Origin of the sequence: Azotobacter chroococcum (assembly GCF_002220155.1) — a bacterium.
Lineage (GTDB): Bacteria > Pseudomonadota > Gammaproteobacteria > Pseudomonadales > Pseudomonadaceae > Azotobacter > Azotobacter chroococcum.
Map to the genome: position 1 here is coordinate 4,374,418 of NZ_CP011835.1, position 20,140 is coordinate 4,394,557.

Genomic DNA, 20,140 nt, shown 5'->3' on the forward strand with positions numbered 1-20,140 from the left:
TTCAGTCGTCCACGACCATGAACTGCTCGCGGTCGCCGTCGCACTGCGGACAGCGCCAGTGCGCCGGCAACGCGGCGAAGGGCGTGCCCGCCGGGATCTGCCAGACCTCGTCGCCCACGGCAGGATCGTAGCGGTGCCAGCAGATCTTGCACTCGAGCACGGCGTCGTCCGCCAGGCGCGCGGCGTCGCCCAGGTAGCTGCCCTCGAAGCGCGTGCTCACTCCAGCGCCTCGCGGATCTCGCGCAGCCGCTCGGCGGAGTCGTCGATGTCCTCCTGGGCGGCGCAGGCCGCCTGCGGGATGGCGGTCACCTCCAGGGTATCGAGGATCAGCCGGTCGGTGCTGTTGAAGTACTGCACGCGCCAGATGCCGGGGGTCGCGGTGCTGGCGATGCGGCAGTTGCCGTAGCCGCGCGACAGCACGGTCACCGGCCCCTCGCCCAACTGCTCGGCAAGGAAGCGCTGGTCCTCCGCGGAGAACGGCAGCAGCGACAGGTTGATCACATGCGGCGTGGCGCTCGCGTGCTCGGCATGCTGCTTCGCCGCCTCGAGCAGCTCCACCAGCACCGGGCCGGCATTGAGCAGATCGTCCGGAAGAGTGGCGCCGAGGCGCGGCCAGCGGGCCTCGGCGAAGGCCCGGCGGCGCACCAGCGCGGGGATGTCGGCGACCTCCAGCCACTGGCCGACGACCTCGCCCAGGCCGACCTGCAGCTGCACCCACCAGACCCCGGCGAGCACGGTTTCCTGGATGCGCACCGGGCGCTGGCCGCCGACCTGGATCGCCACCTCGCCCTCGCCGAGGATCTGCTGGAGCAGCTTCAGGTCGGCCTTGGGCTGGCGGTCGAGGCCGATCACCCGGCTCTGCTCGCCGATCCGGTAGGCGGTCAGCGCCTCCTGCAGCCGCTCCAGCAGCGCCAGGGCGATCGGGTGCGAGTCCAGCTGCTCGGGCTCCGGCAGCGAGGGGCGCTCGAAGGTGTGCATCTCGCGCGGCATCGGCAGGTAGTCGAGCCGGTCCTCTTCGCCGTGCGAGCCGGGGCCGAAGCCGGGCGGGAGAATGGACTGGGTGCCGATCATGGTTCGCTAGCCTCCATCTGGCTGCAGGAAGAATATGCGCCGCCATCCAGCGACAGCACGGGAATGCGTGGCAGGTCTTCGGGCTCGCCGGCGAGGATCGCCGGGATGCGCTCGAGGTATTCGCCCCAGTTCAGCACCCGCGACAGGCTGCCCAGGTAGCGCCCGTCCTTCAGAAACACCAGGGTCGGCCAGACGGCGAAGCCGTAGCGCCCCTGCAGGCCGGCTTCGTCCTCGCCAGCGACCAGCGCTGGAGCGAGCTGCGGGAAGGCTTTGACCAGCTCCGGGAGGATCACCGCGACGTCGAGCGATTCGGGAAAGCGCTTGGGATCGCCGGCGAAGAACAGCACGGAGAACGGCTGCGCCTGCACCTGGCGGTCGAAACCGGCGGCGTCCAGCAGCGGGTAGCCGAGCGTCGCGGTCAGGCGCTCGATCAGGGGATGACTCATGGGGAATGCGGCTCCTTGGGTGGCAGTTGCGCCTGCAGGTGGGGCGGCAGTTGCGGCTCACGGTCGAGGTCGGCGAACAGCCCGTCGAGCGCGGCCAGATCGCCCGCCTGCACGGCCTGCAGCGCGCACAGGGCGTCGCGGATCTGCGCGGCGCGCTCGGCGTCGAGGGCTTCGCGGGCGGCATCGAGGAACACCAGCAGCCAGTCGCCGGGCGCCGGCGGCTCGATCAGCCGGGTGTCGATCCAGCGCGCCTCCCGGTCGTCGCCGCACAGCGCGCGGCCCGGCGCGCACTCCAGCACCTGCAGGGGAATGCCGATGCACATGCTCAGTCGTCCTCCCGGCCCGGCTGGGCGATGAAGCGGATGTCGCCGTGGCGGTAGGCCAGCTCCTCGGCCGGGCGTTCCGCCTCGTAGCGGCCCAGGGCCAGCTGCGCCGGGGCCAGTTGCTCGGCATCGCCCTCGCGCGGCGTGGCGAGCACCCCGCGTTCGGCGAGGAACGCCAGGGCGATCGCCAGCGCCGGCTCCAGCTGGGCGCGCACCGGTTCGCGCAGGCTGCCGCCGAAGTCCTCCAGCTCCGCGGGCTGCACGCCGACCAGCAGCAGCTCGCGCGGATAGGCGCCGGTGAACGCGGCGAGCGCCAGCACGTCCTGGAAACCGGTCTGGTGCAGGCTCATGCGCTTGGCACCCATGAACCTGGGCACCTCGTCGTCGCGCACGACCTTCAGGGTGCCGGGCGCCAGGCCGTAGTCGACGGCGTCGAAGACGATCAGGCAGTCGGCCTGCTGGACGTGCTGCACCAGGTAGATGCCCTGGGTGCCGCCGTCCATCAGCCGCACGCCGTCGGGAAAGCGGTAGCGCTCGTTGAGCAGCTCGACGCAGCGCACGCCGAAGCCTTCGTCCGCCCAGAGCAGATTGCCGATGCCGAGAATGAGGATGTTGGGGCTGGAGCCTGTCATGGATCGTTTACCGCCGGGCTATAAGGCCCGGACCGTGGGTCAACTCGCACGTCCCTGATGGCGAAAGCCCGGGACGACCAGCGGCCCGGGCGGTGAAAAACAGTGCGGCACAGACTGCCTGCGCCCCCTGGCGGTGCACCAGCGGCGGTCAGTCCGGCCTGTCGTCCTTGAACATCCGCCAGCCGCCGACCATGGTGGAGATCAGCGACTGCCGGGACACGATGTCTTCGCGCACGGCCAGATAGACGTGGATCATGACGAAGACGACGAGGTACCACATGCCAAGATGATGCCAGGTATGCACGTCCTGGCTCTGGCCGAACAGCGGGATCACCCAGCCGAACAGCCGGTCGGCCCAGCTGCCCTGCCCCAGGCCCTCGGCGTAGAGGGCGAAGCCGGTGACGCTCATGAACACCGCGCCGATCACGAAGAAGCAGAACATCGCCAGCTGGCCCAGCGGGTTGTGGCCGATGTACTTCTTCGGGACCTTCTCGAGGAACAGGTACCAGCGCACCTCGTGCCACAGCTCCTTCCACCAGGCCTTGCGGTGCACCGGCACGAGAAACAGCTCGCGGGCGTGGTGGTTGCCGACGAAGGCCCAGTAGACCCGGCCGAGGAAGCCGATCGCCAGCACGTAGCCGGCGGCGAAGTGGGCGAAGCGGATGTAGCCCATCAGGTAGTTGTCCATCGCCTCGCCGGGCATCGTCGGCAGCGGCGCGCCGATGAAGTAGCCGGTCACGCCGAGCACGACGATGGACAGCGCCGTGACCCAGTGCCACAGGCGCAGCGGCGCCTCGTAGACGTACACCGCGGTCTGCTTGCGGACCTTCTCCTGGCCGTCGCCGGTTTCCAGGGATTTTTCCAGTGCCATCGCGCAATCCTCCGGTTCAGCGGACCTTCACCCGGGTCAGCTCCTGGCCGTCCGGCGACATCACGTGGGTCGAACAGGCCAGGCAGGGGTCGAAGCTGTGCAGGGTGCGCAGGATCTCCACCGGCTCGTCCGGGCGCTCCATCCTGGTGTTGAGCAGCGCGGCCTCGTAGGCGCCGATGTTGCCCAGATGGTCGCGCGGGGTGCCGTTCCAAGTGGTCGGCACGATCGCCTGGTAGTTCTCGATCTTGCCGTCTTTGATCCTGATCCAGTGGCCCAGGGCGCCGCGCGGCGCCTCGTTGATGCCCACGCCCTTGGCCTCCTTCGGCCAGGTGCTCGGGTCCCACTTCTCGACGTTGGCGGTGGCGCGGTCGCCGGCCTTGATGTTGCCGACCAGGGCCTGCCAGTCGTCGAGCATGCTGTCCACCGCCAGCTCGCACTCCAGGGCGCGCGCCAGGGTGCGGCCGAGGGTCGAGGGCAGGAACTGCTTGAGGCCGAGGGCCAGGCCGGTGCTCTGGTTGAAGGCGGCCAGCGAGCGGTCGACCTGCTCCTTGACGTATTCGCGGCCGGAGGCGTAGGCGATGATGTAGCGCGCCAGCGGGCCGACCTCCATGGCGTGGCCGCGCCAGCGCGGCGCCTTGATCCAGCTGTACTTGTGCGCCTCGTCCAGCTCCTTGATGTTCGTGCGGGTGCCCTTGGTGTTCGGACCGAGTTCGAATTTCGGCTCGGTGACGCCGTCCCAGGGGTGCAGGCCCTTGGTCTCGTCGGCGTAGCGGTACCAGGAGTGGCTGACGAACTCCTGGATCTCCTCGGGATCGCGCACGTCGACCGGCAGCACCTCGTCCCAGTTGCCGCCGACGATGGCGCCGGCCGGCAGCAGGTCGCTGGACTTGTCGCCCGGGACCTTGGTGAAGGTGCCGTAGGACAGCAGGTTGTGGCCGGCCAGGCCGCCGCCGTACAGCCAGTCCTTGTAGATCCCGGCGACCGCCAGGACGTCCGGCAGGTAGACGTTCCTGGTGAACTCGCGGGCCTCGTGGATGCGCTCGAGGACGAAGTTCAGGCTGGTCATGTTGACCGGCGCGCCGGCGGCGCCGACGTCGTCCAGGTTGATGGCACAGGCCACGCCGCCGACCATGTAGTTGGGGTGCGGGTTCTTGCCGCCGAAGATCGTGTGGATCTTGACGATGTCCTTCTGCAGGTCCAGCGCTTCCAGGTAGTGCGCCACGGCCATCAGGTCCGCCTCGGGCGGCAGCTTGTAGGCCGGGTTGTCCCAGTAGCCGTTGGAGAACAGGCCGAGCTGGCCGCTCTCGACGAACTTCTTCAGGCGTGTCTGCACGTCGCGGAAGTAGCCGGGGCTGGACTTGGCATGGGCCGGCGAGACCGCCTGCTGCAGGGCGGAAGTGGCCTTGGGGTCGGCCTTCAGGGCGTTGACCGGGTTGACCCAGTCCAGCGCGTGCAGGTGGTAGAAGTGCACGATGTGATCGTGCACCTGCAGCGTCTTGTCCATCAGGTTGCGGATCAGGTGCGCGTTGTAGGGGATCTGGATGCCCAGGGCATCCTCCACCGCGCGCACCGAGGTCAGCGCGTGGGTGCCGGTGCAGACGCCGCAGATGCGCTCGACGAAGGCCCAGGCGTCGCGCGGGTCGCGGCCCTTGAGGATGACTTCCAGACCGCGCCACATGGTGCCGGTGGACACCGCGTTGGTGATGATGTTGTTGGCGTCGACGTTGACCTCGCAGCGCATGTGGCCTTCGATGCGGGTCACCGGGTCGACGACGATGCGCCGGCCGGATTTGTCCAGCTGGCTGGCGTTCGGCAGGCTGCTCATGCCTGATCCCCCTTGTTCTGCAGACGCTTGATGGCGGTGACCGCGGCGTGGGCGGCGATGGCGGCACCGACGCCGCCGGCGACCGCGGCGCCGATCTGGTCGGCGTTCTTCTCGATGCCGAACTGCGGGATGGTGGTCAGCCGCTCATAGAACGAGCCCTTGTCCCAGAAGCCGTCCTCCGAGCAGCCGATGCAGCCGTGGCCGGCCTGGATCGGGAAGGAGGTGCCCTCGTTCCAGCGCACCGTGGAGCAGGCGTTGTAGCTGGTCGGGCCCTTGCAGCCGACCTTGTACAGGCAGTAGCCCTTGCGCGCGCCCTCGTCATCCCAGTGCTCGACGAACTGGCCGGCGTCGAAGTGCGGGCGGCGGTAGCATTTGTCGTGGATGCGCTGGCCGTAGAACATCTTCGGCCGGCCCTGGCGGTCCAGCTCGGGGAGCTTGCCGAAGGTCAGCATGTAGGTGATCACCCCGGTCATCACCTCGGCGATCGGCGGGCAGCCCGGCACCTTGATGATCGGCTTGTCGGTGATCACCTTGTGGATCGGCACCGCCTGGGTCGGGTTCGGCTTGGCCGCCTGCACGCAGCCCCAGCTGGCGCAGCTGCCCCAGGCGATCACCGCCTTGGCGTCCTTGGCGGCGTGCTTGAGCTGGTCGAGGAACGGCTTGCCGCCGACGATGCAGAACATGCCGTCCTCGTTGAGCGGCGGGTTGCCCTCCACGGCGAGGATGTATTCGCCCTTGTACTTCCTCATGGTCTCTTCGAGGGCCGCCTCGGCCTGGTGGCCGGCGGCGGCCATCAGGGTGTCGTCGTAGTCCAGCGAGATCATCGACAGCACCACGTCCTTGACCAGCGGGTGCGCGGAGCGGATGAACGACTCGGAGCAGCAGGTGCACTCCAGGCCGTGCAGCCAGAGCACCGGGGTGCGCGGCCTGGTTTCCATCGCGTGGGCGATCTGCGGGGCGAAGGTGGGGCCGAGGCCCAGGGCCGCGGCCGTCAGGCTGCAGTACTTGAGAAAGCTGCGGCGGGTGATGCCCTGACGCCGCATCACGTCATAGAAGGTTTCGAGTTGAGACATGCCGTTACCCTTGTGGCCAGGTCGTTTCGGCGCCCCTGCGCGTCGTCCTTCGGCTATGACGGCGCGCCGGCGAAATTGCCCACGGTTGCTGAATAAAAACCGCGCGAATAATGCGCCAATGCCATGCTTTTGTCATGACTCGGCGCGGGGACATTCGTCGGAGGAAAGGCCCGGCCGCTCTGGCCAGGGCGATGGCGGCCGCAGCTGCCCGGCCGTGCGTAATTTGCTATGGTGCGCCGGCGTTCCCTTGCCCCCAGTCCCGAGAAGCCAGCCCCCATGCCCGCCGAGCACTCCGGCGCCGCGCCCGCGGCGCGCCCGTTGACCCGCAGCGACCTCAAGACCCTCTCGCTCTCCGCCCTCGGCGGTGCGCTGGAGTTCTACGACTTCATCATCTTCGTGTTCTTCGCCGCGGTGCTCGGCAAGCTGTTCTTCCCTGCCGAGATGCCCGAGTGGCTGCGCCAGCTGCAGACCTTCGGCATCTTCGCCGCCGGCTACCTGGCGCGTCCGCTGGGCGGCATCGTCATGGCCCACTTCGGCGACCTGCTCGGCCGCAAGCGGATGTTCACCCTGAGCATCTTCATGATGGCCGTGCCGACCCTGTGCATGGGCCTCTTGCCGACCTACGCGCAGATCGGCATCTGGGCGCCGCTGGCGCTGCTGAGCCTGCGCGTGGTGCAGGGCGCGGCGATCGGCGGCGAGGTGCCGGGGGCCTGGGTGTTCGTCTCCGAGCACGTGCCGGAGCGGCGCATCGGCTTCGCCTGCAGCACCCTGACCGCCGGGCTGACCGCCGGCATCCTGCTCGGCTCGCTGACCGCCAGCGCGATCAACCGGGCGTTCAGCCCCGCGGAGCTGGCCGACTGGGCCTGGCGCATCCCCTTCCTGCTCGGCGGGGTGTTCGGCCTGGTCTCGGTCTACCTGCGCCGCTGGCTGCACGAGACGCCGGTGTTCGCCGAGCTGCAGCTGCGCCAGTCGCTGGCCGCCGAGCTGCCGCTCAAGGCGGTGCTGCGCGAACACCGCCCGGCGGTGCTGCTATCGATGCTGCTGACCTGGGTGCTGTCGGCCGGCATCGTGGTGGTGATCCTGATGACCCCGACCCTGCTGCAGACCCAGCACGGCTTCGCCGCTGGCGAGGCGCTCGCGGCCAACAGCCTGGCGATCGTCGGCCTGACCTTCGGTTGCGTGCTCGCCGGCCTCTCGGCGGACCGCTTCGGCGCCGGGCCGACCTTCGTCTGCGGCGGCCTGCTGCTGCTACTGAGCTCTTCGGCGTTCTACGCCAGCCTCGCCGAGCACCGCGACCTGCTGCTGCCGCTGTACGCCCTGGCCGGCCTCTGCGTGGGCACCATCGGCGCCATTCCCATGGTGATGGTCAAGGCCTTTCCGGCGGTGGTGCGCTTCTCCGGGCTGTCGTTCTCCTACAACCTGGCCTACGCCATCTGCGGCGGCCTGACGCCGATCCTGGTCAGCCTGCTGCTGAAGTGGAGCCCGCTGGGGCCGGCCTACTACGTCGGCGCGCTGTGCCTGCTGCTGGTGCTGGCCGGCGCGGCGCTGTGGCGGCGCACCGCCCTGGCACCGGCGCCGGCCGCCTGAAGCGGCGGCCTCAGCCGAGCAGCGCCACCGCCTTGATCTGCGCCCACATGCGCTTGCCGGGCAGGACTTCGAGCTGGTCGCAGGAGCGGCGGGTGATGCGCGCGATCAGCGGCGTGCCCTCGGCGTCCAGGCGCACCAGCACGTGGGCCGGGGTGTCGGCCTCGACCACCTCGCGGACCGTGGCCGGCAGCACGTTGGTGATGCTGGTGTCCTCGATCCGCTGGAGCGCCAGGCTGACGTCGCGGGCGTGCACGCGCAGGCGCAGGTGCTGGCCGAGCGCCTCCGGGCGGCGGGCGACCAGCACTGCGCCGCCGGGAAACTCGAGACGGCTCAGGTGGTAGTGGTCGTCGTGCTCGGCCACCACCGACTCGATGACCACCCCGGCGTCCTCGCTGAAGGCGGTGGGCAGGTCGAGGCGCGCCAGGGTTTCCTGCAGGGCGCCCTGGGCCGCCACCCGGCCCTGGTCGAGCAGCACCACATGGTCGGCGAGGCGCGCCACCTCGTCCGGCGAATGGCTGACCAGCAGCACCGGGATGTCCAGCTCGTCGTGCAGGCGCTCGAGGTAGGGCAGGATCTCGTTCTTGCGCTTGAGGTCAAGCGCCGCCAGCGGCTCGTCCAGCAGCAGCAGGCGCGGACTGGTGAGCAGCGCGCGGGCAATGCCGACACGCTGGCGCTCGCCGCCGGACAGGCGGCCGGGCAGGCGGTCGAGCAGGTGGCCGATGCCGAGCAGCTCGAGCACCCGCTCCCAGGACACCCGCCGGCTGGCGGCGTCGACGCGCTTCAGGCCGTATTCCAGGTTGCGCCGCACCGTCAGATGGGGAAACAGGCTGGACTCCTGGAACACGTAGCCGAGCGCGCGCCGGTGGGTCGGCAGGAACACCCCGGCGGCGCTGTCCTGCCAGACCTCGCCGTTGATCTCCAGGTAGGCCTCGGCGGCCCGCTCCAGGCCGGCGACGCAGCGCAGGGCGGTGGTCTTGCCGGAGCCGGAATGGCCGAACAGCGCAGTCACCCCGTGTCCCGGCAGTTTCAGGTCGATATCCAGCGCGAACCCGGCATAGTTCACCCGGAAGCGGGCGCGGATGCCGTCCGCCGGCACGCTGGCCGAACGGGCGGCGTCGGCCTTGGCGGCGGCGAGTTCGAGGGTGGTGCTCATGGGGAAACCTCCCGGCGGATCAGCTCAGCCCCGGCTTGAAGCGGCGGCTGGAATAGAGGGCGAGCAGCACGAGGAAGGAGAACAGCACCATGCCACCGGAAAGCCAGTGGGCCTGAGCGTACTCCATCGCCTCGACGTGGTCGAAGATCTGTACCGCCACGGTGCGGGTCTTTTCCGGGATGTTGCCGCCGATCATCAGCACCACGCCGAACTCGCCCACGGTATGCGCGAAGCCGAGGATGGCGGCGGTGACGAAACCGGGCCGGGCCAGCGGCAGCACCACGGTGAAGAAGGTATCCCAAGGGCCGGCGCGCAACGTCGCGGCGACCTCCAGCGGGCGCTCGCCGATCGCCTCGAAGGCGTTCTGCAAGGGCTGCACGACGAAGGGCAGCGAATAGAACACCGACGCCACCACCAGGCCGGCGAAGGTGAAGGGCAGCGTGCCGAGGCCCAGGGACTGGGTCAGCTGACCGACAGGGCCGTACGGCCCCATGGTCACCAGCAGGTAGAAGCCGAGCACGGTCGGCGGCAGCACCAGCGGCAAGGCCACCACCGCGCCGATCGCCCCCTTCAGGCGCGAGCGGGTGCGCGCCAGCCACCAGGCGATCGGCGTGCCGATTATCAGCAGCAGCAGGGTGGTCAGCGAGGCCAGCTCCAGGGTCAGGCGGATGGCGGCGAAATCGAGTGCGGACAGCGGCATTGCCGGGGCCTCCTGCGCTTACAGGTCGTAGCCGTAGGCCTTGATCACCGCGGCGGCCTTGGGCCCCTTGAGGTAATCGACCAGCGCCTGGGCCGCCGGGTTGTCCTTGCCCTTGGCGAGAATCACCGCATCCTGGCGGATCGGATCGTGCAGCTCGGCCGGCACGGTCCAGCCGGAGCCTTCGGTGAGCTTGCCGTCCTTGGACACCTGCGACAGGGCGACGAAGCCCAGTTCGGCGTTGCCGGTGGAAACGAACTGGTGCGCCTGGGCGATGTTGGCGCCCTCGACGAGCTTCGGCTTGACCGCCTCGCCCAGGCCGAGCTTGGCCAGCACCTGGATGGCGGCGGCGCCGTAGGGCGCGGTCTTCGGGTTGGCGATGGCCAGGTGCTTGAAGGCGTTCCTCTTCAGCACCTCGCCCTTGCCGTCCACGTAGCCGGGCTTGGCCGACCAGAGCACCAGCTTGCCGATCGCGTAGGTGAAGCGCGAGCCCGGAACGATGGCGCCTTCCTTCTCCAGCCGCTCCGGGGTGGCGTCGTCGGCGGAGAGGAAGACCTCGAAGGGCGCGCCGTTGTGGATCTGGGTATAGAAACCGCCGGTCGGGCCGAGGGAGGCGATCACCTTGTGGCCGGTGTCCTTCTCGAACTCGGCGGCGATCTCCTTGATCGGCGCGGTGAAGTTGGCGGCGACGGCGATCTGCACCTCCCCGGCCTGGGCGGCGCAGGCGAGCAGACCGGCGCTCAGGGCGATGCACAGGCGGGACAGCGAAAAGCTCATGGGACTACTCCATGTTGAAGGAAACGGAACAGGGAAACGGCTCAGTCGTAGACGGCGAGGATCACGCTGGACGACTTGAAGAAGGCGCAGGCCTCCACCCCCGGGGCCAGGCCGAGCGCCTCGCAGCTGTCGGCGGTGACCACGCAGGTCACGCTGCGCCCGGACGGCAGCGCCAGGGTCACCTCGCTGTTCACCGGCCCCTCGTGGATCTCGACGACCTCGCCCCACAGCTGGTTGCGCGCGGTGAGCTTGAGCGAGCGCTCGGTGGTGAGCATCACCGACGAGGACTTGACCAGCGCGAAGACCTCCTTGCCCATGGCCAGCTCGAGGTTTTCCGCGCTGGCCTTGGTGATGATCGCGGCGATCTCGTTCTCGGCATCCAGGCGGATGCGCACCTCGTAGTCGACGCCACCGACGCGCAGGCCGGTGATGGTGCCGGCGAACTGGTTGCGCGCGCTGGTCTTCAGGCTCATCGAGTGCATGAGGCGCTGGAAGGCCTGGATGTCGCCGCCGGTCACCTCGTTGAGGCGCTCGGAGAGGCGGTCGAGGGCGTGCTGGTACTCGATCTCCAGGGCACGGTACATGGCGATGATTCGCCGGCCGTATTCGGTGAGCTGGGTGCCCCCCCCCTGGCGGCCGCCGGCGACCCGCACCACCAGGGGCTCGGGGGCGAGGTTGTTCATGGTGTCGATGGCATCCCAGGCCGCCTTGTAGGAAAGCGGCACGGCCTTGGCGGCCCGGTTGATCGAGCCCTCGCGCTCGATCTGCTCGAGCAGGCGGATGCGGGTATCGGACAGGGCGGTACCGACATCGGTGTCCAGGGACATGCGGGCAAGAAAGCGGGTGGCAGTCATCGTTTGCGGCCTGTAACTTATCTATCTACATGAGTTTATATAAGGCAATTCACATGCCAAACGGCATTTCGCTATTGTTCCGTGCCTATAATGGACTTGTCTATACTCCCGCTCCACATGAGTTGTCATGTTCACGACAATTTATGTTGCACATGATATAGCGGTTGTGCCAAACCCTGCAGACAATCGGATGAGGAACACAGCATGAAAATCAGCGCCCGCAACGTCTTCAACGGTACCGTCAGCGCCCTGAAGGAAGGCTCGGTCAACGCCGAGGTGGACATCGTCCTGGGCGGCGGCGACAAGCTCGCTGCCGTGGTGACCCTGGAAAGCGCCAGGTCCCTGGAGCTGGCCGCCGGCAAGCCGGTGGTCGCCGTGATCAAGGCGCCCTGGGTCCTGCTGATGACCGACAGCAGCGGCTATCGCCTGTCCGCCCGCAACATCCTGACCGGCACCGTCAAGAGCATCGAGACCGGCGCGGTCAACGCCGAAGTCACCCTGGCCCTGCCGGGCGGCACCGAGATCACCTCCATGGTCACCAAGGAAGCCGTGGCCGAGCTGGGCCTGAAGCCGGGCGCCAGCGCCAGCGCGGTGATCAAGGCCTCCAACGTGATCCTCGGCGTTCCGGCCTGACGGACGACTCCTCCACGGATGGCATGGGGCGTGCTTGCAACGGGCACGCCTCGTCACGAGCCTCCGCCACGCCCCTCTTCACGCTTCCGAACTTCCTTCGCCGTCCGCGCTCCAGCCATCCGGCACCGCCGGAGCGCCTGCACTTCCACCTGCGCAAGCGCCTGACCTCGGCCAGCGGCCCCCTCGAACTCGACATCGAACTGGACATCGCCCGCGGCGAAAGCCTCGCCCTGCTCGGCCCCTCCGGCAGCGGCAAGACCAGCCTGCTGCGCCTGCTCGCCGGCCTGCAGCCGGCCGACGGCGGCTACATCGCCGCCTTCGGGCGGATCTGGCTGGACAGCGCCTGCGGCATCGACCGCCCGGCGCGCCGACGAGCTGCTCGAGCGGGTCGGCCTCGCCGGCCTTGCCAACGAGCGGCCGGCACGCCTGTCCGGCGGCCAGCAGCAGCGCCTGGCGCTGGCCCGCGCCCTGGCCGCGGAGCCGGAGCTGCTGCTGCTCGACGAGCCGCTCTCGGCCCTCGACGGCGCCCTGCGCCGCGACCTGCAGGACGCCCTGGCCGCCCTGCGCGAGCGCCAGCGCACCACCCTGCTGCTGGTCACCCACGATCCGGGCGAGGCCCTGCGCCTGTGCGAACGCGCGGTGCTGCTGGAGGCCGGCCGGGTCGCCGCCGATGCGCCGCCGGCGCGGCTGTTCGGCGCCGGCGGCCCTGCCGATGCCGAGCAGCGCCTGACCCTCGCCGGCCGGGTGGTCGAGCGCATCGCTGCCGCCGACGGCAGCCCGCTCTACCGCATCGAGGCCGAGGGCCGCACCTGCCTGGCCCGCGCGGCGGAGCGCGCCGGGCTGGAGCCGGGCGACAGCGTGCTGGTCAGTGCCGGGGACTGGCTGGCGACGCCGCTCCACGGCCTGCGCTGAGCGCCGGCGGCGCCTCCGCCAGCCCGTAGATCCAGGGGCCGCCGGCCTCGGCGTCGGCGGCGGCCAGATCGGCCTGCCCGGCCGGCGAGACCAGGTAGTCGACCACCCGCCGGGCGCCTTCGCGCGCCGCGGCGGAAGCCGGATGGGCCGGCCCCGGCTCCAGCGCCACATAGGCCCGGCGCATCCGCCGGTCGCCGCGCAGGAGGATCTCCAGGCCCTCGCCGTGCAGCTTGCCGAAGGCCGCCGGAATCCCGCCGACCACCACGTAGGCCCGCTGCCGGGCGGCCTGGGCGAGGATTTCCTGCGGCCGCTCGCCCTCGTCGGGCAGCACCCAGTCCGCCGCCGGGCGGATGCCGGCCTGCTTCCACAGGCGCTGGACGATCTCGTGGCTGCCGGCATCGCGGAAGGCGACGAAGGGCGCGCGCGCCGCGGCGATGCGCCGCAAGGCCTCGGTGCCGTCCGCCGCGCCGCGCACCCCGGCCAGGTCCTCGGCGGGACCGACCAGCACGTGCTCGTTGAAGCCCCACACCTGCATGCGGCCGCCCAGCCCCGCGGCCTGCAGGGCGAAGGTCTCGCTGCCGCCGTGGATCAGCAGCAGCTCGGCCTCGCCGCGCACGAAGCGCGGCACTATGGCCTCCTTGTTCGCCACCGCGACCAGCTCCAGGCGAACGCCGGTGGCCGCTTCCAGGCGCGCCCGCAGCCGCTCGCCGACGCCGCTCAGCTGGATGCCGCCGACCATCGCCAGGCGCAGCGGCTCCCCGGCCCGCGCGCCCGGCACCAGCGCCAGCAGCAGGCCGAGCGCCAGGGGCGCGCAGCGGGCCAGCCCCCTCAGGTTCCTCAACTGCATGATCTTCTCTCCTCTGCTCAGAACTCGTAGGCGAGCTTGGCCATCAGCGTGCGCGGCACGCCCGGGAAGAAGCTGCTGCCGTTGTTGGTCTCGTTGGCGTTGTTGAAGCCGATGTAGCGCTTGTCGAACAGGTTGATCACCGCCAGGTTCGCCTGCAGCCGGCCCCGGCTGACCGGCACGCGGTAGGCGAGGTCGAGGTTGGTCACGCTGTAGGCGGCCATGGTCTGGGTGTGCTCGACGTTGGCGTAGCGCCGGCCCATGTAGTGCAGCACCGGCGACAGGGTGAAGCGGCCATGGGTCCAGGCGGCGCCGAGGGTGGCCATGCGCCGGGGCACGTCGGGCAGTTGCTCGCCCTCGGTCTCCAGGGTGGTGTTCGCGCCGGTCTGCAGGTCGTCCTCGAACTCGGCGCGGATCCAGCTCAGGTTGCCGAACAGGTTCAGCCCGGGCAGCGCCTCCCAGCCGCCGGCCAGCACCAGGCCGAAGCGCCGCGCATCGGCGATGTTCTGGGTGTAGGAGGCCTTGTACTCGGGGTCGTAGAGCGAAACGCCCTTGTTCCTGTAGCGGGTGTAGAAGAGCAGCGGCTCGAGATAGCCGCGGGCGAAATTGAAGCGCACGGCGAGGTCGATGCCATCGGCGACCTCCATCTCGCTGTCGCTCCACAGCTGCTGCTTGGACACGCCGGAGACCACCGGCGAATGGAAGGAGTCGAAGGCCGGCGTGCCCAGGTTGCGTCCGGCCGAGGCGCGCAGCTCGATCATCGGGCTCAGCCGGTAGCGCAGCGCCAGGTAGGGTGCCCATTCCTCGATGGTGCTGCTGTCGACGCTGCGCGACGCCACCTCGCCCCGCGACCGGTCGAGGGCGTCCTCGTAGGACAGATCGCCGACTCCCGCAGGGTCGTAGTACTTGATCGAGGGCAGCACGTCGCGTACGTAGCGCACCCCGGCCTTGACGTTGAGGGCGCCGAAATCACGCTCGGCGACGGCGAACAGGTTGTGCAGATCGTGACGGTGGTCGACGTCGGCCAGCATGCTCCATCTGGAGAAGGTCAGGCCGCCGGCGGCGTTCGGCGTGTAGTCCTTCCAGCGCGTCGCCGGCGCCGGCGGCTCGCTGGACACCCAGCCGTAGCCGAAGGTCAGCCCGGTGCCGGCCAGCCTGGTGTGCAGCTCGGCGATCGCCCCGTAGGTCTTCTGGTCGATCCGCCACTTGCGCACGACGTTGCCGCTGGCATACAGGTACTCGCCGTCCTCCTTGCTGTAGAAGGGCTTGAACACCAGGTGGGTGTCGGCGCCCAGCGCATAGTCGAACTCGGCGAAGGCCGCAGTGGTCTTGAACGCCTGGCGGTTGTAGCCCTGCCAGTTGGCCAGCGCCGCGGCGCCCTTGCCGGTGGGGCTTTCGTCGTAGTCGATCTCGTCGTAGAGCGACTGGTCCTTCGACTGCTCGTAGCTCAGGCCCTTGTAGTTGTCCGCGGCCATCTCGTTGTGGGCGGCGAAGAACTTCATGTCCAGCGCACCGAGCCCCTGGGTCAGGCCCATGGCGAAGGTGTCGCGGCGCTTGGGCGACTGCCCGCTGCCGCGCCACTTGTCGGCGCCGGTCCTGGAGGCCGAGACGAACAGCGCGGTGTCGCTGGCCAGCCGGCCGCTGTCGAGGCGCACGAAGCGGCGGCGGAAGTCCTCCTCGCCCACGCCGAGGGACACCATGCCGCCCGCCTCGGCCTTGGGCCAGAGGATGCGCGTGTCGAGCTGGCCGGAGCTGTCGTAGAGGGAGAAGCGGTCAGGCGCCACCGGGCCCTGGGCGAGCGAGACGCCGGCGATGTTCTCGGCATCGAGCAGGAAAAGATAGCCCGGCCCCGGTCCCGGACCATTGAGCGGCATGCCCTCGACGGTGCCGTTGGCGCCGTGGGTGGCCATCTCCCCGCGCACCCGCAGGCCCTTGTTGCCGCCCTGCTGGTTGACCAGCCCCCAGGCGTCGGTACCGTGCACCTGCACGGCCGGCAGCCGGGAAATCATCGAATAGGGATTGCTGCCGCCCTTGCCGCCGAACAGCTCGATGCCTTCGCGGCCGACCCGGTATACCGTCGACGGCGAGTCGGGGTCCGAATCGAACCAGGGCGCCTGCGACTCGTCCGCCTCGCCGGTCACCAGGATCGGCGACAGCGCCTCTTCGGCCGGCACGCCGGTACAGGCCAGCGCCGACAGCAGGGCGGCGCAGCAGCGGGGGAACGCGGGGCGCCAGCCGGCCGGCGGCGCATGAACGGGAAACTGCTTCATGGGAGTCTTTCTCTGGTAGTACGAAAATCGAAAAAACCCTGGGAATGGAGAGGCCGGGGAGCGCTACAGGGCTCCCAGCCGGCGCAGCACGGCGAACAGCGCGAGGGAAACCAGGCCGAGCAGCAGCGAAAGCACGGCGGCGCGCTCGAACTCGCCGCCGCCGACCGCGTTGAAGATCTCCAGCGACACCGTAGTGGTGCGCCCGGAGACGTTGCCACCGAGCATCAGGGTGATGCCGACCTCGCCGAGCGAGCGCCCGAGGCCGAGCACCAGGCCGGCGGCCAGCGACCCGCGGATGTTCGGCAGCAGCACGCGCAGGAAGATCTCCGGCTCGCCCTTGCCGAGCACCCGGGCCGCCTCGCCGAGCCGCGCCGAGAGGCTTTCCAGCGCCGACTGCACCGGCTTGACCACCAGCGGCAGGCCGGCGATCAGCGAGGCGATCAGCACGCCCCAGAAGGAGAACACCACCTCCACGCCCCAGGTCTCGCCCAGCCAGGCGCCGAGCGGGCCGCGGCGGCCGAGCAGCATCAGCAGCAGGAAGCCGGTGGCGACCGGCGGGAACACCAGCGGCAGGCTCACCAGCGCATCGAGCAGGCCGCGGCCGACCCAGCCCGGGCGCGCCAGGACATAGCCCAGCGCCAGGCCGAGCAGCAGGTGCAGCGCGAGCGTGGCCAGCGCCACCTCGGCGGTCAGCCGCAGGGCGTCGACGACGGCCGGCTCGCCGAGCACAGCCGCCAGCAGCCGGAAAGTCTCGCTCACAGCCCGTGCCGGGTCAGGATGGCCTGGGCTTCGGGGCTGGCGAGGTATGCGGCCAGCGCCTCGACGCCGGGCGGGCTCTCGCGTCCCTCGACGACGCCGGCGACGATGCGCACCTCGTCATAGAGAGCCGGGTCGATCTCGAGGAAACCGCCGATGCGCTCGCGCACGCCGAGCGCGTCGGTGAGATTGATGAAGCCGGCATCCACCTCGCCGCTGACCAGATAGGCCGACACCTGCGGCACGTTGGCCACCATGAGCAGCCGGTCCTCGAGCGTCTTCGCCAGCGCGCTGCGCGCGAGGAACTGGCTGGCGGCCTTGCCGTAGACCGCCTGACGCTGGTCCGGCAGGGCGATGCGGGCGAATTTCGGATCGACGAGGTCCTCCGCTTTCGCCAGCGTCCGGCCGCTCGGCCAGGCCAGCACCAGGCGGCCCCGACCGGCCGGCAGGTAGCGGGCGAAGGCGGGCTGCCCGGCGTTCTCGAGGAAGGTCTGATCGCCGAACACCACCGCCACCCTGTCGCTCTGCCGGGCCTGCGCCAGCACCTGGCCCATGTGCCCGAAGAACGGCTCGATGCGGATGCCGCTGTGGCGCTCGAAGGCCGCCGCCAGCTCGCTGACCGGACGCTTGTAGCCGGCGCCGGCGGCGATGGTCAGCGACTCGGCGGCAGAGGCCGGCAGGGCGCTGACAGCGGACAGGCCGGCGAGCGCCAGCCAGAGGCGAAGGCCGCGCGCACGGCGACGAAGTGCGCGGCCAGCGGCCCGCGCGAGAAGGGTGGACAGATTCATGCTGTCATGGCTCCTGCTTTTCTATATACATAGAAATACAAAGCACACGGCATGCCATTGGATAGCCACCACAACCATAAATATAAAATATTTAAAATCAATTATTTATATATAAAAAGAGTCGACACACCGCCAGCTTTCGCTCGGAAAGCGAAAATTGTTATATGTATAACAATAAATATAAATAAAATGTTGGGAACTCGACAGGCGAGCGCAAGCCGTCCAGGCCAGGCGTCGGACGCGTCGGTCACAGGCAGAAGGACGGCAAGGGGAGATAAGGCGGCAGCGCTTGACGCACAGGCGGCGAGCGGCGCTCGGCGGCCCGCCAGGTCAGGCGAAGCGGGAAGCGGAAAAAAGAGGACGCCCGAGGCGAGGGAAAGCCGGGCGGTTCCCCTCCCCCGGCCCGGGAAGAGGAGGAAACCCGCGCGCCGCCGGCCAGGCCGGCTCGACGGCGCGCAGTGGGCGACAGGCGTTAGTGCTGGTGCCCTTCCCCGCCGCAGGAGTGCTCGTCGTGGGGCTTGCCGGGCGGCAAGTCGCCGGCCAGGAAGGCCTTGACCGCCAGTTCCGGGTCGCTCTCGCCGGTGGTGAGCAGGCTCACCCCGCGCTCGCCGAGGCGGCGGATGACGCCCTCGCCGGCGGTCGCGGCGATGGCCAGGTCCACGACATGCAGCGGATGGCGCTCGGGGTACTCGGTGACGTGCCAGTGGTGCAGGACAGCCTTCTCCGCCAGCTCGATGGCATAGATGTTCACCGGCGCCTGGCCCGGCCAGACGTCGAACACCTCCCAGCGCTGGGCACGCCCGGCATGGTCGGCCACGCGGCCCTGGCGGTCGACCGCCACGGCAATCAGTCGGCGCTCTTCGCTCATGCCCTGGCCGCCTCCTCATCCTCGTCGGACACGGCGAAGCGCACGCGCTCCTCGGCGCCGACGCCGACCAGCTTGGCCAGCCACGGCGGCGGCGAGCCGGCCATGACCGACTGCAGCTCGGCAACCGCCTCCTGCGCCGCGCAGCCCTTGGGCTTCTTCAGCGGATGGATGCCGGCGCGGACCACCTTGGCCGCCGCCGGTCCGCCGATGGACACCACGTAGAGCACCTGGCAGTCCTGGATCTGCTCGACGCGCCAGGCGTTCTTGTCCTCGGCCAGCGCCACGTCCAGGGTGGAGCGGATGTCGATCAGCGCGGCCTCCCTGGCGCTCACCTGATAGACGAGAAAGCGCAGGCAGGAACCGAAGTGCCCGTCCAGCTGCTCGCCGTTGTTGGAGGCGATGGCCACGCGGATCGAGCCTTCCGGCATGCGCTCCAGCTTCACCGGGTGGGGCAGGCTGTCGACCTCGGCCTCGCCCCAGAGGATGCGCACCGCATCCTTCAGCGCCGTCATCGGAGTGTCGAGCATGTCGACATCCTCCTCGGAGCCGGCCAGGCCGATCTTCAGGTCGGTGACGCTCACGCCCTGCAGGCTCTCCTCGGTCAGCGGACCGTCGATCTGCTGGTGCAGGATCTCCAGCAACTGGCCGACCGTGGTACCGGGCAGAGCCCTGGCAGCCAGGGCGATGCGCAGCGCGGTTTCGCGACTCATGTTCACGGGGGTTACCATAAGCGGCCTCCTGGGCGACTGAACTCAATCGTCATCATCGTCGTCATCGTCTTCGTCCACCTTCGTGATGCGCTGGTAGATCTCGACGCGGTCGCCATCCTTGAGCGGACTGTCCAACTTAACGAACTTGCCGAATACCCCGACCTTCTGCTTCTTCAGGTCGATGTCCGGGCAGCAGCGCAGTACGCCGGACTGCTCGATCGCCTGCTCCACGCTGCAGCCGTCCTCGACCTTGCAGCTGAGCTGAAGGGGCTTGGCCGGATCTGCGTATACCACTGAAACTCTCATTTCGCTATCACTCCTCGGCCGGTTACTGCAGGACGATCAGTTCGCCGTGGGTCTGCTGCCGGCGTTCGGCGCGCTTGCGGTCGATCACCCGCTTGGCGGCCAGCAGGAAGCCCAGCACGATGAAGGCGCCCGGCGGCAGGATGGCCAGCAGGATGCCCTGGAAGTCGGGGATCACGGTGATTTCCATCCACTTGAAGTACGGGCCGAGCAGCGAGGACGCCTGGGAGAACAGGGTGCCGCTGCCGAGGATCTCGCGGATGCCGCCGATCACCACCAGCACGGCGGTGAAGCCGAGGCCCATGCCGGCGCCGTCGAGAATCGAGGGCAGCACCGGGTTCTTGGTACTGAAGGATTCGGCACGACCAAGCACCGCGCAGTTGGTCACGATCAGCGCGATGAACAGGCCGAGCACCTTGTACAGCTCGTGCATCCAGGCGTTCATCGCCATGTCGATCAGGGTCACCACGCCGGCGATCACGCCGATCATCACCGGGTTGCGCACCTCGGGGGAGATGGTGTGGCGCATCGAGGAGATGAGCCCGTTGGTCAGGATCAGCACCAGGGTGGTGGCCAGGCCCATGCCCAGGCCGTTGGTGGCGGTGGTGGTCACTGCCAGCGCCGGGCAGAGCGCGAGCATCTGCACCAGGGCGACGTTGTAATCCCACAGGGCCGAGGTGAAATAGTGCCACGGCACTTTCTTCTTTTCAGGTGCGCCGGCGGCGGATGCTGCACATTCACTCATGG

Annotated in this window: 23 protein-coding genes and 2 pseudogenes; 5 read left to right on the plus strand and 20 right to left on the minus strand. The window is 69.3% G+C overall.

The window, feature by feature from the left end; all coding sequences use genetic code 11:
* Window position 1 precedes the first annotated feature (1 nt).
* The 8 genes from ACG10_RS20430 to ACG10_RS20465 all read right to left on the minus strand — a co-directional run bounded on the left by ACG10_RS20430 (window position 2) and on the right by ACG10_RS20465 (window position 6,241).
* Window positions 2–220, minus strand: a complete 219-nt coding sequence (locus ACG10_RS20430) for a rubredoxin (RefSeq protein ID WP_089169617.1) — start codon at window positions 218–220, stop codon at window positions 2–4.
* A complete protein-coding gene (locus ACG10_RS20435; protein ID WP_039806918.1) occupies window positions 217–1,071 on the minus strand; it encodes a hydrogenase expression/formation protein in 855 nt (284 codons plus the stop codon). The genes ACG10_RS20430 and ACG10_RS20435 overlap by 4 nt, the downstream gene beginning before the upstream one ends.
* The gene (locus tag ACG10_RS20440; RefSeq protein ID WP_089169618.1) at window positions 1,068–1,517 is read right to left on the minus strand and encodes a thioredoxin domain-containing protein; all 450 of its coding nucleotides are present in this window, start codon (window positions 1,515–1,517) and stop codon (window positions 1,068–1,070) included. Before ACG10_RS20440 ends, ACG10_RS20435 begins: the two co-directional genes overlap by 4 nt.
* Window positions 1,514–1,840 carry a HypC/HybG/HupF family hydrogenase formation chaperone gene (locus ACG10_RS20445; protein WP_089169619.1) on the minus strand — a complete coding sequence of 109 codons (327 nt, stop codon included), beginning with the start codon at window positions 1,838–1,840 and terminating at the stop codon, window positions 1,514–1,516. Before ACG10_RS20445 ends, ACG10_RS20440 begins: the two co-directional genes overlap by 4 nt.
* Window positions 1,841–1,842: 2 nt before the next feature.
* Complete coding sequence (locus tag ACG10_RS20450; RefSeq protein WP_039806925.1) at window positions 1,843–2,472, minus strand: HyaD/HybD family hydrogenase maturation endopeptidase; 630 nt, start codon at window positions 2,470–2,472, stop codon at window positions 1,843–1,845.
* A gap of 148 nt (window positions 2,473–2,620) precedes the next feature.
* Window positions 2,621–3,343, minus strand: coding sequence for a Ni/Fe-hydrogenase, b-type cytochrome subunit (gene cybH, locus ACG10_RS20455; protein WP_039806928.1), 723 nt, complete (start codon window positions 3,341–3,343; stop codon window positions 2,621–2,623).
* A 16-nt stretch (window positions 3,344–3,359) separates the two neighbouring features.
* On the minus strand, window positions 3,360–5,168 hold the full coding sequence (locus ACG10_RS20460; RefSeq protein WP_089169620.1) for a nickel-dependent hydrogenase large subunit: 1,809 nt from the start codon (window positions 5,166–5,168) through the stop codon (window positions 3,360–3,362).
* Complete coding sequence (locus ACG10_RS20465) at window positions 5,165–6,241, minus strand: hydrogenase small subunit (protein WP_039806931.1); 1,077 nt, start codon at window positions 6,239–6,241, stop codon at window positions 5,165–5,167. Before ACG10_RS20465 ends, ACG10_RS20460 begins: the two co-directional genes overlap by 4 nt.
* A 276-nt stretch (window positions 6,242–6,517) precedes the next feature.
* On the opposite strand from ACG10_RS20465, the gene ACG10_RS20470 reads away from it, so the two are divergent.
* The gene (locus tag ACG10_RS20470; RefSeq protein WP_039806933.1) at window positions 6,518–7,828 is read left to right on the plus strand and encodes an MFS transporter; all 1,311 of its coding nucleotides are present in this window, start codon (window positions 6,518–6,520) and stop codon (window positions 7,826–7,828) included.
* Window positions 7,829–7,838: 10 nt separating this feature from the next.
* Here the strand turns inward: ACG10_RS20470 and modC are convergent, their stop codons facing one another.
* Genes modC through ACG10_RS20490 form a run of 4 tightly spaced genes read right to left on the minus strand, consistent with a single transcriptional unit; the run spans window position 7,839 to window position 11,309 of the window.
* Entirely contained in the window at window positions 7,839–8,981 is a 1,143-nt protein-coding gene (gene modC, locus ACG10_RS20475; RefSeq protein ID WP_089169621.1) for a molybdenum ABC transporter ATP-binding protein, read from the minus strand.
* A gap of 19 nt (window positions 8,982–9,000) precedes the next feature.
* Complete coding sequence (modB, locus tag ACG10_RS20480; RefSeq protein WP_039806939.1) at window positions 9,001–9,681, minus strand: molybdate ABC transporter permease subunit; 681 nt, start codon at window positions 9,679–9,681, stop codon at window positions 9,001–9,003.
* Between the two features lie 18 nt (window positions 9,682–9,699).
* The gene (modA, locus tag ACG10_RS20485) at window positions 9,700–10,455 is read right to left on the minus strand and encodes a molybdate ABC transporter substrate-binding protein (protein WP_089169622.1); all 756 of its coding nucleotides are present in this window, start codon (window positions 10,453–10,455) and stop codon (window positions 9,700–9,702) included.
* A 41-nt stretch (window positions 10,456–10,496) separates the two neighbouring features.
* Window positions 10,497–11,309, minus strand: a complete 813-nt coding sequence (locus tag ACG10_RS20490; RefSeq protein ID WP_039806945.1) for a TOBE domain-containing protein — start codon at window positions 11,307–11,309, stop codon at window positions 10,497–10,499.
* 204 nt (window positions 11,310–11,513) lie between these two features.
* On the opposite strand from ACG10_RS20490, the gene ACG10_RS20495 reads away from it, so the two are divergent.
* The 4 genes and pseudogenes from ACG10_RS20495 to ACG10_RS24575 all read left to right on the plus strand — a co-directional run bounded on the left by ACG10_RS20495 (window position 11,514) and on the right by ACG10_RS24575 (window position 12,854).
* Window positions 11,514–11,942, plus strand: coding sequence for a TOBE domain-containing protein (locus tag ACG10_RS20495; protein WP_039806947.1), 429 nt, complete (start codon window positions 11,514–11,516; stop codon window positions 11,940–11,942).
* A gap of 23 nt (window positions 11,943–11,965) precedes the next feature.
* A pseudogene (locus ACG10_RS24565) lies at window positions 11,966–12,214 on the plus strand (ATP-binding cassette domain-containing protein); the annotation flags it as partial.
* A gap of 103 nt (window positions 12,215–12,317) precedes the next feature.
* Window positions 12,318–12,392 (plus strand): annotated as a pseudogene (locus ACG10_RS24570) (ATP-binding cassette domain-containing protein); the annotation flags it as partial.
* Window positions 12,393–12,581: 189 nt separating this feature from the next.
* Complete coding sequence (locus ACG10_RS24575; protein ID WP_232487151.1) at window positions 12,582–12,854, plus strand: hypothetical protein; 273 nt, start codon at window positions 12,582–12,584, stop codon at window positions 12,852–12,854.
* Here the strand turns inward: ACG10_RS24575 and ACG10_RS20505 are convergent.
* From ACG10_RS20505 to ACG10_RS20540, 8 genes are all read right to left on the minus strand, one after another.
* Entirely contained in the window at window positions 12,808–13,701 is an 894-nt protein-coding gene (locus ACG10_RS20505; protein ID WP_089169623.1) for a tungsten ABC transporter permease, read from the minus strand. The two genes, ACG10_RS24575 and ACG10_RS20505, sit on opposite strands and share 47 nt — an antisense overlap.
* Before the next feature lie 17 nt (window positions 13,702–13,718).
* Window positions 13,719–15,968 carry a TonB-dependent receptor gene (locus tag ACG10_RS20510; protein ID WP_089169624.1) on the minus strand — a complete coding sequence of 750 codons (2,250 nt, stop codon included), beginning with the start codon at window positions 15,966–15,968 and terminating at the stop codon, window positions 13,719–13,721.
* A 63-nt stretch (window positions 15,969–16,031) separates the two neighbouring features.
* Window positions 16,032–16,727 carry a molybdate ABC transporter permease subunit gene (locus ACG10_RS20515; RefSeq protein WP_089169625.1) on the minus strand — a complete coding sequence of 232 codons (696 nt, stop codon included), beginning with the start codon at window positions 16,725–16,727 and terminating at the stop codon, window positions 16,032–16,034.
* The gene (modA, locus tag ACG10_RS20520; protein ID WP_089169626.1) at window positions 16,724–17,512 is read right to left on the minus strand and encodes a molybdate ABC transporter substrate-binding protein; all 789 of its coding nucleotides are present in this window, start codon (window positions 17,510–17,512) and stop codon (window positions 16,724–16,726) included. Before modA (ACG10_RS20520) ends, ACG10_RS20515 begins: the two co-directional genes overlap by 4 nt.
* A 472-nt stretch (window positions 17,513–17,984) precedes the next feature.
* Window positions 17,985–18,380 (minus strand): NifB/NifX family molybdenum-iron cluster-binding protein, encoded by a 396-nt coding sequence (locus ACG10_RS20525; protein ID WP_039806959.1) that lies wholly within the window; start codon window positions 18,378–18,380, stop codon window positions 17,985–17,987.
* Complete coding sequence (locus tag ACG10_RS20530; RefSeq protein WP_089169627.1) at window positions 18,377–19,108, minus strand: dinitrogenase iron-molybdenum cofactor biosynthesis protein; 732 nt, start codon at window positions 19,106–19,108, stop codon at window positions 18,377–18,379. Before ACG10_RS20530 ends, ACG10_RS20525 begins: the two co-directional genes overlap by 4 nt.
* 24 nt (window positions 19,109–19,132) lie before the next feature.
* A complete protein-coding gene (locus tag ACG10_RS20535; protein WP_089169628.1) occupies window positions 19,133–19,396 on the minus strand; it encodes an RnfH family protein in 264 nt (87 codons plus the stop codon).
* A 22-nt stretch (window positions 19,397–19,418) separates the two neighbouring features.
* Window positions 19,419–20,138: an electron transport complex subunit E gene (locus ACG10_RS20540; RefSeq protein ID WP_089169629.1), complete on the minus strand. Its 720-nt coding sequence runs from the start codon at window positions 20,136–20,138 to the stop codon at window positions 19,419–19,421.
* Window positions 20,139–20,140 lie beyond the last annotated feature (2 nt).

Excerpts from the sequence above, each read along its gene's own strand:
- ACG10_RS20470 (WP_039806933.1), top strand. The coding sequence starts at position 6,518 with ATGCCCGCCGAGCACTCCGGCGCCGCGCCCGCGGCGCGCCCGTTGACC.
- ACG10_RS20505 (WP_089169623.1), bottom strand. The coding sequence starts at position 13,701 with ATGCAGTTGAGGAACCTGAGGGGGCTGGCCCGCTGCGCGCCCCTGGCG.
- ACG10_RS20525 (WP_039806959.1), bottom strand. The coding sequence starts at position 18,380 with ATGAGCGAAGAGCGCCGACTGATTGCCGTGGCGGTCGACCGCCAGGGC.
- modA (WP_089169622.1), bottom strand. The coding sequence starts at position 10,455 with ATGAGCTTTTCGCTGTCCCGCCTGTGCATCGCCCTGAGCGCCGGTCTG.
- ACG10_RS20450 (WP_039806925.1), bottom strand. The coding sequence starts at position 2,472 with ATGACAGGCTCCAGCCCCAACATCCTCATTCTCGGCATCGGCAATCTG.
- ACG10_RS20510 (WP_089169624.1), bottom strand. The coding sequence starts at position 15,968 with ATGAAGCAGTTTCCCGTTCATGCGCCGCCGGCCGGCTGGCGCCCCGCG.
- ACG10_RS20540 (WP_089169629.1), bottom strand. The coding sequence starts at position 20,138 with ATGAGTGAATGTGCAGCATCCGCCGCCGGCGCACCTGAAAAGAAGAAA.
- modB (WP_039806939.1), bottom strand. The coding sequence starts at position 9,681 with ATGCCGCTGTCCGCACTCGATTTCGCCGCCATCCGCCTGACCCTGGAG.
- modC (WP_089169621.1), bottom strand. The coding sequence starts at position 8,981 with ATGAGCACCACCCTCGAACTCGCCGCCGCCAAGGCCGACGCCGCCCGT.
- ACG10_RS20530 (WP_089169627.1), bottom strand. The coding sequence starts at position 19,108 with ATGGTAACCCCCGTGAACATGAGTCGCGAAACCGCGCTGCGCATCGCC.
- modA (WP_089169626.1), bottom strand. The coding sequence starts at position 17,512 with ATGAATCTGTCCACCCTTCTCGCGCGGGCCGCTGGCCGCGCACTTCGT.
- cybH (WP_039806928.1), bottom strand. The coding sequence starts at position 3,343 with ATGGCACTGGAAAAATCCCTGGAAACCGGCGACGGCCAGGAGAAGGTC.
- ACG10_RS20440 (WP_089169618.1), bottom strand. The coding sequence starts at position 1,517 with ATGAGTCATCCCCTGATCGAGCGCCTGACCGCGACGCTCGGCTACCCG.
- ACG10_RS20490 (WP_039806945.1), bottom strand. The coding sequence starts at position 11,309 with ATGACTGCCACCCGCTTTCTTGCCCGCATGTCCCTGGACACCGATGTC.
- ACG10_RS20445 (WP_089169619.1), bottom strand. The coding sequence starts at position 1,840 with ATGTGCATCGGCATTCCCCTGCAGGTGCTGGAGTGCGCGCCGGGCCGC.
- ACG10_RS20495 (WP_039806947.1), top strand. The coding sequence starts at position 11,514 with ATGAAAATCAGCGCCCGCAACGTCTTCAACGGTACCGTCAGCGCCCTG.
- ACG10_RS20460 (WP_089169620.1), bottom strand. The coding sequence starts at position 5,168 with ATGAGCAGCCTGCCGAACGCCAGCCAGCTGGACAAATCCGGCCGGCGC.
- ACG10_RS20435 (WP_039806918.1), bottom strand. The coding sequence starts at position 1,071 with ATGATCGGCACCCAGTCCATTCTCCCGCCCGGCTTCGGCCCCGGCTCG.
- ACG10_RS20535 (WP_089169628.1), bottom strand. The coding sequence starts at position 19,396 with ATGAGAGTTTCAGTGGTATACGCAGATCCGGCCAAGCCCCTTCAGCTC.
- ACG10_RS20465 (WP_039806931.1), bottom strand. The coding sequence starts at position 6,241 with ATGTCTCAACTCGAAACCTTCTATGACGTGATGCGGCGTCAGGGCATC.